This is a genomic window from Pseudomonas sp. BE134, from assembly GCF_031456105.1.
Classification (GTDB): domain Bacteria; phylum Pseudomonadota; class Gammaproteobacteria; order Pseudomonadales; family Pseudomonadaceae; genus Aquipseudomonas.
The window spans coordinates 108139-123430 of the sequence record NZ_JAVDUA010000021.1 but is presented as its reverse complement, the minus strand read 5'-3'; the positions used below and the strand labels follow the sequence as shown (position 1 = coordinate 123430).

Here is a 15292-nt window from a genome sequence, read left to right as displayed (position 1 = left end):
GTGTCGGGTGGCATTCGCCCTCATGAAAAACCAGAGCGAATACCAGCCGAATTTACGGCTGCAGGGTTCCCCTGCAACATAGAATCTCCCACAGTTTGGGCCTGGGCGTGTACACATTTTGTGTTCGCCATAGATCTCCTGTGGGAGCCGGGCTTGCCCGCGATGGCGGTGTGTCAGGCGACATCCATGGTGGCTGATATGACCTCTTCGCGGGCAAGCCCGCTCCCACAGGTTTTGCAGCGTTTATTAGATCCCGAACCGATCCCGCAGCGCGTAGTACGCGGCACCCATGGCGGTGAGCGGGGCCTGGAAGGTGCGGCCGCCGATCATGGGCATGTGCGGTAAGGACGCGAACGCATCGAAGCGTTCGGCGTCACCGCGGATCATTTCCGAGATCAGTTTACCGGCCAGGTGCGAGCAGGTGACGCCGTGGCCGCTGTAGCCTTGCATGTAGTAGGCGTTTTTCTCGATGCGGCCGAATTGCGGCATGCGGGACATGGTCAGCAGGAAGTTGCCGGTCCAGCGGTAGTCGATCTTCACGTCCTTGAGTTGCGGGAAGGTCTTGAGGATTTTCGGCTTGATCAGCTGTTCAATGTCGTCCGGTTCCCGCGCGCCATAGACCACGCCGCCGCCGTACAGCAGTCGGTTGTCGGCGGTGAGGCGGTAGTAGTCCAGCAGGTAGTTGCAGTCTTCGACGCAGTAGTTGTTTTTGATCAGGCTGCGCGCAACCTTTTCCGACAACGGTTCGGTGACGACGATTTGCGAGCCGCACGGCATGCTCTTGCTGGTCACACGATTGTCGAGGCCCTGCGGCAGGTAGGCGTTACCGGCGATCAGCAGGTACTTGGCGCGGACCACGCCTTTGGCTGTGCGCACGGTAATCGGTTCGCCGTAAGTGATTTCCACCGCCGCCGATTGTTCGTAGATTTTGCCGCCCAGGCCGATGATGGCCGAGGCTTCGCCGAGGGCCAGGTTCAACGGATGGATGTGCCCGCCCTGCATGTCCAGCAGGCCGCCGACGTAAGCGTCGGAACCGACTTCGCGCTTGATGTCAGCCGCGTCGAGCATTTTCAGGTTCTTGTTACCGTAGCGCTCCCAGCTCTTCTTCTGCTCGGCAAGGCCTTTGAGTTGCTTCTTGTTCATCGCGGCGAAGATGCCGCCCGGACGGTAATCGCACTGGATGTCGTAGTGTTGTATGCGCTGACGAATGATGTCGGCGCCTTCGAAAATCATGCTGCCGAGGACTTCGGCGGTTTTGTCGCCGTAGCGTTCTTCGATGACATCGACGTCGCGACTGTAGGAGTTGACCAGTTGACCGCCGTTGCGACCGCTGGCGCCGAATCCGACTTTGGCGGCTTCAAGTACGGTCACGCTGTAGCCCGCTTCCGCGAGGAACAGGGCCGAGGACAAACCGGTATAGCCGGCGCCGATGATGCAGACGTCGCAGTCCACCGCTTGTTCGAGCACCGGGAAGTCGCCAGTGAAATTGCGGGTGGCGGCGTAGTAGCTGTTTACGTGGGTTTGTTTCACAGAATCTTGTTTCATAGCTTTCTCCGATGGCCACCGGCAGCTAGCCTGCGACCGTCGCTTTTTTATAGGTATTAGAGCTTGATCCAGGTCGCTTTGAGTTCGGTGTATTTGTCGAACGCGTGCAGCGATTTGTCCCGACCGTTACCCGACTGCTTGTACCCGCCGAACGGCGCGGTCATGTCGCCGCCGTCGTACTGGTTGACCCAGACGCTGCCGGCGCGCAAGCCGCGAGCGAAGGTGTGGGCCTTGCTCAGGTTGCTGGTCCAGACACCGGCGGCCAGGCCGAAGATGCTGTCGTTGGCAATGGCCAGGGCTTCTTCAGCGGTGTCGAAGGTGATCAGCGACAGTACCGGGCCGAAGATTTCTTCGCGGGCGATGGTCATGGCGTTGGTCACGCCGTCGAATATCGCCGGCTCCACGTACAGGCCACCGGTGCTTTCGAGGGTGCGGCTGCCGCCAGCGATCAGTTGCGCGCCCTGGTCTTTACCGACCTGGATGTAGCGCAACACGTTGTCCAGTTGACGCTGGTCGACGACCGCGCCGACAGTGGTTTCCGGGTCCAGTGCGTGTCCCGGTTTCCACGCTTGCAGTGCTTCCACCAGCAGCGGGATGAACTGCTCGCGAATCGAACGTTCCACCAACAACCGAGAGCCGGCGGTGCAGACTTCTCCCTGGTTGAAGGCAATCGCACCGGCCGCCGCCTGTGCAGCCGCGCGCAAATCCGGCGCGTCGGCGAACACCACGTTCGGGCTCTTGCCGCCGGCTTCGAGCCAGACGCGTTTCATGTTGCTTTGCCCGGCGTAGATCATCAGTTGCTTGGCTATCGCGGTCGAGCCGGTGAAGGCCAGCACGTCGACATCCATGTGCAAGGCCAGCGCCTTGCCGACGGTGTGGCCGTAGCCCGGCAGGACGTTGAACACGCCTTTGGGGATGCCGGCGTCCAGCGCCAACTGGGCGATGCGGATCGCGGTCAGCGGCGATTTTTCCGAAGGCTTGAGGATGAACGAGTTGCCGGCTGCCAGGGCCGGAGCGAACTTCCAGCTGGCCATGATCAACGGGAAGTTCCACGGCACGATGGCGGCAACCACGCCCGCAGGTTCGCGGGTGATGAGGCCAAGTTGGTCGTGCGGGGTGGCGGCGACTTCGTCGTAGATCTTGTCGATGGCTTCGGCGCTCCAGCGGATCGCGTTGGCGGTCGCAGGAATGTCGATGTTCATCGAGTCGTTGATCGGCTTGCCCATGTCGAGGGTTTCGAGCAGGGCCAGTTCTTCCTGGTTGGCCAGGATCAGGTCGGCGAAGCGAATCAGGATGCGCTTGCGCTGGGCCGGAGCGAGGTTGGCCCAGATCCCGGATTCGAACGTGCGGCGCGCGACGGCGACGGCCGCATTGGCGTCGGCCTCGTCGGTGCTGGCGACGTTGGCCAGGAAACGGCCGTCGACCGGGCTCATGCATTCAAAGGTGTCGCCGCTGAGTGCCGGGCAGTACTGACCGTCGATGAATGCACGGCCTTCGATGGTGAGGGACTGGAAGCGCTGTTCCCAGTCGCTGCGAGTGTTTGTCATGGTTGTGACTCGACGCAGAGGAATAAGTAGTCGTTGGATTAAAGCCAGTCAGTGAAGAAGTCTCAGCCGTAGCGCGTTCTTTTGTAGCAGCTGGCGTAGCCTGCGTTCGGCTGCGAAGAAGTCGTGAAATCAGGCGATGTGGTGCTTCAGGAAGGCCCAGCGCTCAGGTTTTACGACTGCTTCGCAGCCGAACGCAGGCTTCGCCAGCTGCTACAGGTTTCGTTGCCGCCTAACTGACTGGTATCAGGCCATCAGACGGTGTGCAGATACCAGTTGTACTCAAGGTCGGAAATGGAGTTTTCGAACTCGGCCAGCTCGCTTTCCTTGCACGCCACGAACACGTCGATGTACAGCGGGTCGATGTAGCGGGCCATGACTTCGCTGTCGTCCAGCTCGCGCAGGGCGTCACGCAGGTTGTTCGGCAGGCTCTGCTCGTTTTGCTCGTAGCTGTTGCCTTCCACCGGTGCGCCCGGCTCGATCTGGTTGGTCAGGCCGTGGTGAATACCGGCCAGCACCGACGCCATCAGCAAATACGGGTTGGCGTCGGCACCAGCGACACGATGCTCGATGCGCACCGCGTCCGGTGAACCGGTCGGCACACGGACAGCCACGGTACGGTTGTCGATGCCCCAGCTTGGCGAGTTCGGTACATAGAACTGCGCGCCGAAACGACGGTAGGAGTTGACGTTCGGGCACAGGAACGCCATCTGCGCCGGCAGGGTCTCGAGCACACCGCCGATCGCGTGTCGCAGCGCGGCGTTCTGCTCGGGATCCTCGCTGGCAAAGATGTTGTTGCCTTCTTTGTCGAGAATCGAAATGTGCACATGCAACCCGTTGCCTGCCTGACCCGGATATGGCTTGGCCATAAACGTGGTGTCCATCTCGTGGTCGTAGGCGATGTTCTTCACCAGACGCTTGAGCAACACCGCGTAGTCGCAGGCCTTGATCGGGTCATTGACGTGATGCAGGTTGACTTCGAACTGCGCCGGGGCACTTTCCTTGACGATGGCGTCGGCAGGAATGCCCTGCTCTTTCGCGCCTTCGAGGATGTCTTGCAGGCAATCGACGTATTCGTCGAGGTCGTCGATCAGGTACACCTGGGTCGACATCGGACGCTTGCCCGAAACCGGCGAACGTGGCGATTGCGGACGACCGTTCACGTTGTCCTGGTCGATCAGGTAGAACTCGAGTTCGAACGCGGCGCAGATGGTCAGGCCCATGTCATCGAACTTGCTCACCACCTGCCGCAGCACTTCGCGAGGGTCAGCGAAGAACGGCTGGCCTTCGAGTTCGTGCATGGTCATTAACAGTTGCGCGGTCGGGCGCTTCTGCCATGGCTCGATGCTGAGCGTATTAGGGATCGGAAAGCAGATCCGGTCAGAGTCGCCGATGTCCAGACCCAGGCCGGTGCTTTCCACCGTAGAACCGTTGATGTCCAGAGCAAACAGAGACGCCGGCAGGTTAATGCCTTTTTCGTAGACCTTATGAAGACTGGTGCGCTCGATGCGCTTGCCGCGCACCACGCCGTTCATATCCGCAATCAGAAGGTCGACGTACAAAACCTCAGGATATTTCTTAAGGAATGCGTTTGCTTCGTTGAGTTGAACGGCACGCAGAGGGACCGACATGATGCACCTATTTTTTAGCTGTTAATTATTATGTTCACTACCTTGTTGCGGACCCAGTCAACCCGAACGGCAAAGTGAAGTCAATAGCGAACACATGAGCCTTCAACCTTTATTTTTGGGCCTTTCAGGGGGACGAGAGTGCCAATTCAGTCTTGAGCACCACGTAAACACTGGAGACCGGACGTTCGGCGTTTAGAATTTTTTACATGAGAGTTGTTAATTAAAATCAACAAGGCTAAGCTCCGGAAAAGCTCGTTCAAGTGTGAAACTTCGAGGTGATAAAAATGGCATTCAAGCCATTGATCGGCGTTACTGCATGCGTCAAACAGATTGGCCTGCACCCCTACCACGTCAGCGGCGACAAGTACTTGCGTGCTGTCAGCGTCGCGGCTCTGGGGCTGCCTGTGGTCATCCCTTCCCTGGGCGAACTGACTGAAATCGACGATGTGCTCGCGCATCTCGACGGTCTGCTGCTGACCGGCTCCCCCTCGAATGTGGAACCTTTCCACTATCAAGGCCCGGCCAGCGCTCCCGGCACGGATCACGATCCGGCGCGGGACGCCACGACCCTTCCTTTATTACGTGCGGCCATTGCAGCCGGCGTGCCGGTGCTCGGTATCTGCCGGGGCTTTCAGGAAATGAACGTGGCGTTTGGTGGCAGCCTGCACCAAAAGGTCCACGAACTGCCGGGCATGCTCGATCACCGCGAAGCGGACAGCCCGGAGCTGGCGGTGCAATACGCACCGGCCCATGCGGTGACGGTGCAACCGGGGGGCGTGTTCGAAGCCCTGGAGTTGCCGGGGGAGTTCAGGGTCAATTCGATTCACAGTCAGGGAATCGACAGACTCGCGCCCGGCCTGCGTGCCGAAGCCATCGCACCGGACGGTTTGATCGAGGCGATTTCGGTGGAGCACAGCCCAACGTTTGCCGTCGGCGTGCAATGGCATCCGGAATGGCAGGTTTCAACCAATCCTCCTTACCTGAGTATTTTCCAGGCGTTCGGCGATGCGTGCCGGCGACGGGCCGCGCTGCGTAAAACCCGCTGACTTAATACACAAACAACCTTTACTGCCCCCGCGAGCCAGACGGGCGTGCCTTTGCGCGCCCGCCCCTCGCGACAGCAACACACTGCGATAACAACAAGTACCACCAGGCAGCCAGGACGGCGGCGCCGAATAAGCCCGGTTAGGGCTAGCAATCCACTATTAAGTCAGGCCGCGTTGGTCCGACGACTGAAACCTGTTGGGAGTTTCACATGGCAAACGCCTCCAGCATTTACAGGAAGGCTCTTGAAGGTCACCAGACATCGAAGAAGGTGTTGGTGAAGGTTGACCGCGTCACCAAGAAATTCGACGAAACCACCGCTGTGGACGATGTCTCGCTTGAGATTCATCAAGGCGAAATCTTCGCCCTGCTCGGCGGTTCCGGTTCCGGTAAATCGACCCTGCTGCGCATGCTCGCAGGTTTCGAGCGCCCGACCGATGGCCGGATTTTCCTCGACGGCGTGGACATCACCGACATGCCGCCGTACGAGCGGCCGATCAACATGATGTTCCAGTCGTACGCCTTGTTCCCGCACATGACGGTTGCGCAGAACATTGCCTTCGGCCTCAAGCAGGACCGTTTGCCCGCCAGCGAAATCGACGCCCGCGTTGAAGAAATGCTGCGCCTGGTGCACATGACCCAATACGCCAAGCGCAAGCCGCACCAATTGTCCGGCGGTCAGCGTCAGCGTGTGGCCCTGGCTCGCTCCCTGGCCAAGCGTCCGAAGCTGTTGCTGCTCGACGAACCCATGGGCGCGCTGGATAAAAAGCTGCGTTCGCAGATGCAGCTTGAGCTTGTCGAAATCATCGAGCGCGTCGGCGTGACATGCGTGATGGTGACCCACGACCAGGAAGAGGCCATGACCATGGCCCAGCGCATCGCGATCATGCACCTGGGCTGGATCGCGCAAATCGGCAGCCCGGTCGACATCTATGAAGCTCCGGTCAGCCGTATGGTCTGCGAGTTCATCGGCAACGTGAACGCTTTCGAAGGCACGGTGGTGGAAGACCTGGAAGGTCACGCGATCATCCACAGCCCGGACCTGGAACAGAAGATTTACGTGGGGCACGGCGTCAGCACCTCGGTGCAGGACAAGTCGATCACCTACGCCATCCGCCCGGAAAAAATGCTGGTCAGCACGGTTAAGCCCGAGAACCGCTACAACTGGTCACAAGGCAAAGTGCATGACATCGCCTACCTCGGCGGTCACTCGGTGTTTTACGTGCAACTGCCTGGCGGCAAAGTCGTCCAGTCGTTCATGGCCAACGCCGAACGCCGTGGCGCGCGCCCGACTTGGGACGACACTGTCTACGTGTGGTGGGAAGACGACAGCGGCGTGGTACTGCGCTCATGAAAACACTCAATCAGCAGTTCATGCGGCTGATGCCGAGTGGTCGAAAGCTCGTCATCGGGGTTCCCTTCCTGTGGCTGTGCCTGTTTTTCCTGTTGCCGTTCTTCCTGGTGATGAAGATCAGCTTCTCGGAAGCGGCGCTGGCCATTCCTCCTTATTCGGAGATTTACACCTACGCCGAACAGAAGTTTCAGCTGTTTTTGAACGTCGGCAACTACCTGTTGCTGACTGACGATGAGCTGTACATCTCGGCCTACCTCGGCTCGTTGAAGGTCGCGTTGTTCAGCACGCTGATGTGCCTGGTACTCGGTTTCCCGATGGCCTACGCCATTACCAAGGCCAACAAGGAAACGCAAAACGTCCTGATGCTGTTGATCATGATGCCGACCTGGACCGCGATCCTGATCCGCGTGTATGCGTGGATGGGTATCCTCAGCAACAACGGTCTGCTCAATGGGTTTTTGATGTGGACCGGGCTGACCGACCACCCCATCGAGATCCTCAACACCAACACCGCCGTGTACATCGGCGTGGTTTACGCCTACTTGCCGTTCATGGTGTTGCCGCTGTACGCCAACCTGGTCAAACACGATCAAAGCCTGCTGGAAGCGGCTTCGGATCTGGGTTCAAGCAACTTCAACAACTTCTGGAAAATCACTGTGCCGCTGGCCAAGAACGGCATCATCGCAGGCTGCATGCTGGTGTTCATTCCGGTGGTCGGTGAGTTCGTGATTCCGGAACTGCTGGGCGGCCCGGAGACCCTGATGATCGGTCGCGTGCTGTGGCAAGAGTTCTTCAACAACCGTGACTGGCCGGTGGCATCTGCCCTGGCGGTGGTGATGCTGTTGATCCTGATTGTGCCGATTCTGCTGTTTAACCGCAGCCAGGCCAAAGAAATGGAGGCACGGGGATGAAACGCTTCGGATTTTCAAAGTTCATGCTGATTTTCGGCTTGTCGTTCATCTACTTGCCGATGCTGATTCTGGTGATCTACTCGTTCAACGCCTCGAAACTGGTGACCGTGTGGGGCGGCTGGTCGTTCAAGTGGTACGCCGGTTTGCTCGACAACACGCAACTGATGGGCTCGGTGGTGCGCTCGCTGGAAATCGCCTGCTACACGGCGATTGCCGCTGTAGCGTTGGGGACTTTGGCGGCGTTCGTGCTGACTCGCGTTACGCGTTTCAAGGGTCGCACGCTGTTTGGCGGCCTCGTTACCGCACCGTTGGTGATGCCGGAAGTGATCACCGGTCTGTCGTTGCTGCTGCTGTTCGTGGCCATGGCGCAGTTGATCGGTTGGCCGCAGGAACGCGGGATCATCACCATCTGGATCGCCCACACCACCTTCTGTGCGGCGTATGTGGCAGTCGTGGTATCCGCCCGCTTGCGTGAGCTGGACCTGTCCATCGAAGAAGCGGCCATGGACCTCGGGGCCAAGCCGTTCAAGGTGTTTTTCCTGATCACCATTCCGATGATCGCGCCCTCGTTGGCGGCCGGCGGCATGATGTCGTTTGCCCTGTCACTGGATGACCTGGTGTTGGCGAGTTTCGTGTCCGGGCCGGGTTCGACCACCTTGCCGATGGAAGTGTTCTCGGCGGTGCGTCTGGGCGTGAAGCCCGAGATCAACGCCGTGGCCAGTCTGATCCTGTTGGCGGTATCGATTGTGACCTTCATGGTCTGGTACTTCAGCCGCCGCGCCGAAGCTACCCGTAAGCGTGCGATCCAGGAGGCGATGGACCAGACCGCCAGCGAATCGTGGCAACAACCGAATAAGCAAATGGTAGAAGCGACCGCTTAAGGCCTGCTGCACACACTTTGTAGCAGCTGGCGAAGCCTGCGTCCGGCTGCGTAGCAGTCGTCAATCCAGGCACTGCGGCTCTATCAGGAAGATCGAGTTCGCAGGTTTTACGACTGCTCCGCAGCCGGACGCAGGCTTCGCCAGCTGCTACAAGGGGTGCGCCAAGAGTGCAATTGTTTTGCGTATTTGAATAAAAAAGAATGGAGTTGTACCGATGAAAATGTTTGGCAGGACTCTGCTGACACTGTCCTTATTGGGCGCAATGGCTACCGGCGCCCAGGCCAATGACAAGGTACTGCGCGTCTACAACTGGTCGGATTACATCGCCCCGGACACCGTCAAGAAGTTCGAAGACGAGACCGGCATTCGCGTGACCTACGATGTGTTCGACAGCAATGAAACCCTTGAGGCACGCCTGCTCGCAGGCAAATCCGGCTACGACATCGTCGTGCCTTCCAACAGTTTTCTGGCCAAGCAGATCAAGGCTGGCGTTTATCAGACGCTGGACAAATCGAAGCTGCCAAACTGGAAAAACCTCAATCCGGTGCTGCTGAAAAACGCTTCCGCCAGCGACCCGGATAACGCCCATGCGTTCCCCTACATGTGGGGCTCGATCGGCATCGGCTTCAACCCGGCCAAGGTCAAGGAAGTGCTCGGCGCCAACGCCCCGACTAATTCCTGGGACTTGCTGTTCAAGCCGGAAAACGCTGAAAAGCTCAAAGCCTGCGGCATCAGCTTCCTCGACTCGCCCACCGAAATGCTCCCGGCCGCCCTGCACTACCTAGGCTACCCGGTGAATTCGCAGGACAAAGGCCAGATCGCCGAAGCTGAAGCGCTGTTCATGAAAATTCGTCCTTCCGTGGCGTACTTCCATTCGTCGAAGTACATCTCCGACCTGGCCAACGGCAACATCTGCGTGGCGGTCGGTTATTCCGGCGACGTGCTGCAAGCCAAGGCCCGCGCCCAGGAGTCGGGCAACTCGGTGCAGATCGACTACAGCATCCCGAAAGAAGGCGCCGGCAGTTTCTACGACATGGTCGCCATTCCCCGGGACGCGGCGAACGTCGAGAACGCCTACCTGTTCATGAACTTCCTGATGCGCCCGGACATCATCGCCGAGATCACCAACAACATCGGCTACAGCAACGCCAACGCGGCGGCGACGCCATTGGTGGATGAAGCGATTCGCGATGATCCGGGGTCGTATCCGTCGCAAGACGTGATGGCGACGTTGTATGCGATTCCGGATATGCCGATCGGGGTTCAGCGAGTGATGACCCGGGGCTGGACGCGGGTCAAGCTCGGGAAGTAATGATCGTTCCCACGCTCCGCGTGGGAATGCAGCCCGGGACGCTCCGCGTCCCTTTCCACAGCCGAACGCGGAGCGTCCGTGGAGGCATTCCCACGCAGAGCGTGGGAACGATCAGTGTCACAGTTTCCGTTCCCGCAGCGCCTTACCACCGCTGCACGCTCCCTGCAGCAGAACGGCCTCACCTGGCTCCTCGGTTAAGGTGAATTCGGGCGCCCTCCTCGGGCGCCTTTTTTTATGCGGGCACCAGCGGCCATTCGGCCAATGCCCGATAACGTCCCTTGTGCGATTCAAACAACACAAAGTGATCAGCCCGCAGGAAAAACCCGGGCGGCGTCACAGACTCAGGCACTGGTAGCCGATAGTCGCGCATCAGGGTCAAATGCGGCCGAAACTCCTTCGGCACATCCTCAAACCCAAACGGCAACATCGCCTGCTCCAGCGCATACACCAGCCGCAACAACGCCGGCGGCGCCTGCTCCGGTGCCAGCACCAACACCCCGGCCCTGCGCCAGACATCCAGTCGATCAAGCGCCAGCTTCAACGGCACACCCGGCACGTGCACCTTGGCGGCGGCGGTGCAGATCTCGGCGATCTGCGCCACACCCACCGCGCCCAAAAACTTCAGCGTCAGGTGAAAATTTTCCGCCGGTACCGGCCGCCCGCTGCGCAGTTCAAGCGCGCTGCGCCACTGGGCAATCGCCTTGCGTTGCTCGGGCGGGCAGTTCAGGGCAAAAAACAGCCGTTTGAGGGGTTCATGGGGTTCGTCGCTCACGCCTGGCACCTCCTGTCATGCACGTTATAGTTGAACCAACCGAAAACAACGGGAGGGGGCCATGCGGCAGATCATCAGCAAGGAACCGTGGTGGGCGATGCCACCGCAACCGGGGCAGGATGAGTCCGAGCTGGAATGGGGCTGGCTGGTTCACTATAGCGAAGGTGAGCCACGTTTCGAGTTCGTCAGGGAGCGGCCGACGGACAACGAGATCCGTAATCGCAAGAGTTGCCGGATCACCCCGAGCGCGGAGTGATCCGGGTGTTTGTATCAGGTCTGATAGATGATGTTGAAGCCGCCGAAGATCATTCGCTGACCATCGAACGGCATTGAATTGACGTCCGGTTGCATGCGCGGGTCGGCCATCATTTTCTGCATGCCGGCATTGCGGGTCGGCTTGTCTGGCCAGATGATCCAGGAAAACACCACAGTTTCGTCTTCCTTGAGTTTCACCGCCATCGGAAACGAGGTCACTTTGCCGTCTGGCACGTCGTCTCCCCAGCATTCAACAATGCTCAAGGCGCCGTTCTCCTTGAAAATCGCGCTGGTGATTTCGGCGTGCTTCTTGAATTGCTCACGTTTAGCGGTCGGTACGGCAATCACACAGCCATCGACATAAGACATGGTCATTCTCCTGTGGGGGATTGAGGGTCAAGCTGATGGTTAGTCGATTCCGTCGGGCTCCAATCGACAGACCCGGTAACCGAATCGACCGGCGGCGGTTCGGCACTTGCCGCCAGATTGCCTTCGATCTGCCCCGCCATGTACAGCGTCCCCGCCATCACACCGGTCGTCGGATTTTGCACCAGCTTCAGCCAGGCCTTGTCGAACGTATTGCCCAGGCTGCTGCGAATCAGCGCCTCGCTGTCCGGTCGGTCGGCAGCCTGGATGAGTGCGCGGATCCCAGCCACGCCGACGGTAATCAAGCCCCCGGCGAGTTTCCCGGCGGCGGCGGCCACGGCGCTGGCGGCCCCGCGCGGGGCCATTTCCGCTTCCATGCGTTGACTGGCGCGCTTGGCCACAGGCGCCATGGCGGTGTCCTCAGAACCAATCCCCTTGTCACCGCCCGCCTTGTGGATCTTGTCGATCAGCGCTGCATAAGCCGGCAGTGAGGCCAGCGGCTCCGTACGCACGACCTGGTAAAGCGAGGCATTGCGCGCGGGCGGCGGCCCAAGGGCGATGGCGGGGATTTTCTGGATGCGGCCATTGATCTGCGCCATCGGTATGCCGTGACGCTTGGACGTTTTTTGCAGCTCTTCCTGAAGTATGTCCACGTAGAACGCCGTGGACTGGCCGAGAATCGCGTCGGGATCAATCTCGACCGCAACCGGCGCCAGCACCCGTTGCTGGTATTGCTCAAGCAGATAGCCCGCCAGACGCTTGGCCGAGGCATCCTGCTCGCCCTTGGCGTTGAGGGTGTACCAGCTGACTTTCATCGATAGCCATTCCTGGGTCCAGTAACTGCTGAACCAGGGGATGAAATTCTCTTCGGTGAGTTGGTAGACCCGCGTGCGCCAGTAATCCATGGCCCCGCGCGAATAGATTCGCGTCTGCTCGGTGGCCGATTGCGATGCCGCGACGATTTCGCGATCCACCTGTCGCCAGGTGCTATCGGAGACCACCACCACAACCTGCGCCACCACCGGGGCACGCTCAGGCGTGGCGCATCCCGCCAACACCACCAACACGGCGACGATCAGCGAACGCAGGTTCAAGATCGCGGTTTCCTACAGTCGCCCTCGGGCAGAATGCCCGAAACTCAAAGGCCTATTGGTTTGAGTATAGGTAGCGCTGTTTGTTCGCCGTGGGTTGGATAGCGAATTTGAGGGCCTCATCGCCGGCAAGCCGGTCTCGCTCCCACAGTTTTGAACTCATCGCGATCCAAATGTGGGAGCGAGCCTGCTCGCGATGAGGCCCTCAAGAACACCATCATTAACATCGATATTCACCATCGCGACGAATGCCTTCCGCAATAAACCCCTCAGGCGCACGATCACCCCATCACAACGCAACGTCCGCCTCGGAGGGCCACATCATGTTGATCCATCTCCTGACCTGTCTGGCCCTGACCGCCGTGACGCTGACGCTTTTTTCCGGTTTTATCCTGGACATCGGCCAGACCGAGGAGCACCCATCATGATCCACTCCGTCAGCCTGGCCGTGAGCTTCCCGGTATTTGGCACTAACTACTACGCGCAGGAATTCGTCTCGCGCAAAGAATTGTCACTGGTGTTCGACCCAACTTTCGAGGCATTGCTGATGCCGGCGGCGGCCAACCACTTCAGCAACGAAGTGGTCGGTCTCAACGATCAGTTCCGCTTTCTCAATGACGTGCTGGTCGAACACCTGCTGGAGATCGAACTGACCCAAAGCGCACCTCGCTCGTCGCGTCAGTTTTCATTCTAGGACGACACGGGCCGACGGACGGCCCGCACCTTGCCGCTGTTGCCACCGCCACAGAAAAACCGCTCGCCGCCGTCCGACTCAAGGCCGGACACCCCTACCCCTGGCGGCATTTCGACGGCCTCCAGGACGTTGCCGGTGATCGGGTCAATTCGCCGCAATTCACTTTGATCTTCCTCCCACGTGCCATGCCACAGATCGCCGTCCACCCAAGTCACCCCGGTGACAAAACGGTTGGACTCGATGGTGCGCAGAATGGCCCCGGTGTCGGGGTCGATCTGATGGATTTTGCGCGCCCGGTACTGGCCGACCCACAGCGTGCCTTCCGCCCAGGTCAGCCCAGAATCAGTGCCCCCGCCGGGCGCCGGAATGCTCGCGAGAACACGACCGCTTTGCGGATCGATCTTGTGGATGCGTTCGCCGGCGATCTGGAACAAGTGCTGGCCGTCAAAGGCTGTTCCCGCGTCTGCGGCGACGTTGATTGAACCCGTTGGTTGTCCACTTTCCGGATCCAGGGCGTTGAGTTTTTCTCCGGAGGCGAACCAGACGCGCTGGCCGTCAAACGAGACGCCATGCACGCTGTCGACGCCCGGAAACGGGCCGTATTCACGGATGATTTCAGCAGTTGAACGTTTCATGGTTGCATCCTCTTCACTGGGTGTGTGGAGTGGATCCTAATCACCCGGCAACAACGCCGTGAGTAACAAAGTCGTCGCGAATCCCGGCAACGGTGGCGTCATCCAGCGACGGGCGCGGCCACGGCCGAAGGCTTGCACTTTGCCGGTGACCGCCAGCGCATCAAGCGCCCGTTGCACGTTGCGCTGACTGGTGCCCAGCGCCATCGCCAGGGCCGAACTCGACCACGACTCACCATCCGCCAGAAACGCCAGCAGCGCCGCGTGCTGTTCCTCCACCGGTCGCGCCAACACCACGACGTCCGGCGACACCAAGGCAAAGCCGCGCTTCGTTGCGCTAATCCCGGCCAACGGTCGAAGCGCCGCCCGCAGCCGCCCGACCTCGACGCGCAACCGCGCACGATGGGATTCATCACTGAGCTTCAAGCGAAAAGCATAGGCGATGAGTGTTTCCCGGGGGACATCGGCCGGCCAGGCTTCGGCCAATGCCCGCGCGAGGGTGAACAACACCGGGCGCCTGGCCAGGGACACCGACATGCCGGCGCCGCGCACCACGTATCGACACGCATCGACGACCAGCGATGTTGAGGCGAGCAGTGCTTCCACCTCATCCAGCTTCAGCGGCCGCGCCTCGCCACGGCAGATGAGCCGGGCGGCGGGGGCGTTCATGACCTGAGCGACATGGTCGACTTCAGCGCTCAGCGCCGGGATACCCGCCTCGTCTGCAAAGCGTTCGGCCCGCTCCAGTGCAGCGCGGGCCTTTTTGATCTCCAGTCGGCGCATCGCGATGCCGGTCACCACCAGCTCATGCGCGGCACGCAGGGCTGGCGGCAAAGGCGCCGGGTCCAAACGGGCGAGCCGTTCCTCGACCTGTTCGAGATGGCCGATCAGCAACAGCCTTCGGATCTCCAGATACCGCGCGTGCGCCGCATTCACCCAATCACCGTGGGCTTCGAGCGTTGCCCGCGCCGTGTCGAGGGCTTTTTCCGGCCAGCTCAAATCTCGAGCTGCCAGGGCAATTTCGGCTTCGGCCACCACACAGCGCGCCCGGGCCGTCGGCTCTTTCGGGCCAAATGCCCGCCCTGCCCGTTTGACCAGCGCCTTCGCGCGTTCCAGATCACCGAGCTGGGCCATGGCAATGCCGCGCAGTGCCAGCGCCGGCGCATCGTCGCGCAAGGCAACCCGGTTCAACGCCCCGAGCGGATCTCCCGCCGCCAATGCTCGGGCGGCGGCGGTGATCAGCGAGTCCATGTGAGTCGC

General features: G+C 60.2%; 15 protein-coding genes. 7 read left to right on the top strand and 8 right to left on the bottom strand.

What is annotated here, in order from left to right:
* Nucleotides 1-246: 246 nt before the first annotated feature.
* From J2Y56_RS18415 to J2Y56_RS18405, 3 genes are all read right to left on the bottom strand, one after another.
* Nucleotides 247-1530, bottom strand: a complete 1284-nt coding sequence (locus J2Y56_RS18415) for an NAD(P)/FAD-dependent oxidoreductase (RefSeq protein ID WP_405046868.1) — start codon at nt 1528-1530, stop codon at nt 247-249.
* 71 nt (nt 1531-1601) lie between these two features.
* Nucleotides 1602-3092: an aldehyde dehydrogenase gene (locus J2Y56_RS18410; RefSeq protein WP_310351832.1), complete on the bottom strand. Its 1491-nt coding sequence runs from the start codon at nt 3090-3092 to the stop codon at nt 1602-1604.
* A gap of 251 nt (nt 3093-3343) precedes the next feature.
* Complete coding sequence (locus J2Y56_RS18405) at nt 3344-4720, bottom strand: glutamine synthetase family protein (protein WP_007946339.1); 1377 nt, start codon at nt 4718-4720, stop codon at nt 3344-3346.
* 284 nt (nt 4721-5004) lie between these two features.
* On the opposite strand from J2Y56_RS18405, the gene J2Y56_RS18400 reads away from it, so the two are divergent.
* The 5 genes from J2Y56_RS18400 (at nt 5005) to J2Y56_RS18380 (ending at nt 10222) form a co-directional block, all read left to right on the top strand.
* Entirely contained in the window at nt 5005-5766 is a 762-nt protein-coding gene (locus J2Y56_RS18400) for a gamma-glutamyl-gamma-aminobutyrate hydrolase family protein (protein WP_310351829.1), read from the top strand.
* A gap of 209 nt (nt 5767-5975) precedes the next feature.
* Nucleotides 5976-7118 (top strand): polyamine ABC transporter ATP-binding protein, encoded by a 1143-nt coding sequence (gene potA / locus J2Y56_RS18395; protein ID WP_007946341.1) that lies wholly within the window; start codon nt 5976-5978, stop codon nt 7116-7118.
* Between the two features lie 29 nt (nt 7119-7147).
* Complete coding sequence (locus tag J2Y56_RS18390; protein ID WP_162131646.1) at nt 7148-8029, top strand: ABC transporter permease subunit; 882 nt, start codon at nt 7148-7150, stop codon at nt 8027-8029.
* Nucleotides 8026-8910 (top strand): ABC transporter permease subunit, encoded by an 885-nt coding sequence (locus J2Y56_RS18385; RefSeq protein ID WP_007946343.1) that lies wholly within the window; start codon nt 8026-8028, stop codon nt 8908-8910. The genes J2Y56_RS18390 and J2Y56_RS18385 overlap by 4 nt, the downstream gene beginning before the upstream one ends.
* 214 nt (nt 8911-9124) lie before the next feature.
* Complete coding sequence (locus tag J2Y56_RS18380; RefSeq protein ID WP_007946344.1) at nt 9125-10222, top strand: polyamine ABC transporter substrate-binding protein; 1098 nt, start codon at nt 9125-9127, stop codon at nt 10220-10222.
* Nucleotides 10223-10454: 232 nt separating this feature from the next.
* Here the strand turns inward: J2Y56_RS18380 and thpR are convergent, their stop codons facing one another.
* Entirely contained in the window at nt 10455-10994 is a 540-nt protein-coding gene (thpR, locus tag J2Y56_RS18375) for an RNA 2',3'-cyclic phosphodiesterase (RefSeq protein ID WP_310351825.1), read from the bottom strand.
* A 61-nt stretch (nt 10995-11055) separates the two neighbouring features.
* On the opposite strand from thpR, the gene J2Y56_RS18370 reads away from it, so the two are divergent.
* A complete protein-coding gene (locus tag J2Y56_RS18370; RefSeq protein ID WP_007946346.1) occupies nt 11056-11250 on the top strand; it encodes a hypothetical protein in 195 nt (64 codons plus the stop codon).
* Between the two features lie 14 nt (nt 11251-11264).
* On the opposite strand, the gene J2Y56_RS18365 is transcribed toward J2Y56_RS18370, so the two are convergent.
* Both J2Y56_RS18365 and J2Y56_RS18360 read right to left on the bottom strand, forming a co-directional pair.
* The gene (locus tag J2Y56_RS18365; protein ID WP_310336285.1) at nt 11265-11618 is read right to left on the bottom strand and encodes a DUF1428 domain-containing protein; all 354 of its coding nucleotides are present in this window, start codon (nt 11616-11618) and stop codon (nt 11265-11267) included.
* A gap of 2 nt (nt 11619-11620) precedes the next feature.
* A complete protein-coding gene (locus tag J2Y56_RS18360) occupies nt 11621-12709 on the bottom strand; it encodes a hypothetical protein (RefSeq protein ID WP_007946348.1) in 1089 nt (362 codons plus the stop codon).
* A 421-nt stretch (nt 12710-13130) separates the two neighbouring features.
* Between J2Y56_RS18360 and J2Y56_RS18355 the strand changes: the two genes are divergently transcribed.
* On the top strand, nt 13131-13400 hold the full coding sequence (locus tag J2Y56_RS18355) for a hypothetical protein (protein WP_007946351.1): 270 nt from the start codon (nt 13131-13133) through the stop codon (nt 13398-13400).
* Here the strand turns inward: J2Y56_RS18355 and J2Y56_RS18350 are convergent.
* Both J2Y56_RS18350 and J2Y56_RS18345 read right to left on the bottom strand, forming a co-directional pair.
* Nucleotides 13397-14035 (bottom strand): DUF5074 domain-containing protein, encoded by a 639-nt coding sequence (locus J2Y56_RS18350; RefSeq protein WP_150779942.1) that lies wholly within the window; start codon nt 14033-14035, stop codon nt 13397-13399. The genes J2Y56_RS18355 and J2Y56_RS18350 overlap by 4 nt on opposite strands.
* A 36-nt stretch (nt 14036-14071) precedes the next feature.
* Complete coding sequence (locus J2Y56_RS18345; protein ID WP_310351822.1) at nt 14072-15283, bottom strand: helix-turn-helix domain-containing protein; 1212 nt, start codon at nt 15281-15283, stop codon at nt 14072-14074.
* Nucleotides 15284-15292: the final 9 nt, after the last annotated feature.

Bases quoted from the DNA above. Each gene is read 5' to 3' on its own strand.
- J2Y56_RS18410 (WP_310351832.1), bottom strand. From the start codon at position 3,092: ATGACAAACACTCGCAGCGACTGGGAACAGCGCTTCCAGTCCCTCACC.
- J2Y56_RS18405 (WP_007946339.1), bottom strand. From the start codon at position 4,720: ATGTCGGTCCCTCTGCGTGCCGTTCAACTCAACGAAGCAAACGCATTC.
- J2Y56_RS18400 (WP_310351829.1), top strand. From the start codon at position 5,005: ATGGCATTCAAGCCATTGATCGGCGTTACTGCATGCGTCAAACAGATT.
- potA (WP_007946341.1), top strand. From the start codon at position 5,976: ATGGCAAACGCCTCCAGCATTTACAGGAAGGCTCTTGAAGGTCACCAG.
- J2Y56_RS18390 (WP_162131646.1), top strand. From the start codon at position 7,148: ATGCCGAGTGGTCGAAAGCTCGTCATCGGGGTTCCCTTCCTGTGGCTG.
- J2Y56_RS18385 (WP_007946343.1), top strand. From the start codon at position 8,026: ATGAAACGCTTCGGATTTTCAAAGTTCATGCTGATTTTCGGCTTGTCG.
- J2Y56_RS18380 (WP_007946344.1), top strand. From the start codon at position 9,125: ATGAAAATGTTTGGCAGGACTCTGCTGACACTGTCCTTATTGGGCGCA.
- J2Y56_RS18370 (WP_007946346.1), top strand. From the start codon at position 11,056: ATGCGGCAGATCATCAGCAAGGAACCGTGGTGGGCGATGCCACCGCAA.
- J2Y56_RS18365 (WP_310336285.1), bottom strand. From the start codon at position 11,618: ATGTCTTATGTCGATGGCTGTGTGATTGCCGTACCGACCGCTAAACGT.
- J2Y56_RS18355 (WP_007946351.1), top strand. From the start codon at position 13,131: ATGATCCACTCCGTCAGCCTGGCCGTGAGCTTCCCGGTATTTGGCACT.
- J2Y56_RS18350 (WP_150779942.1), bottom strand. From the start codon at position 14,035: ATGAAACGTTCAACTGCTGAAATCATCCGTGAATACGGCCCGTTTCCG.
- J2Y56_RS18345 (WP_310351822.1), bottom strand. From the start codon at position 15,283: ATGGACTCGCTGATCACCGCCGCCGCCCGAGCATTGGCGGCGGGAGAT.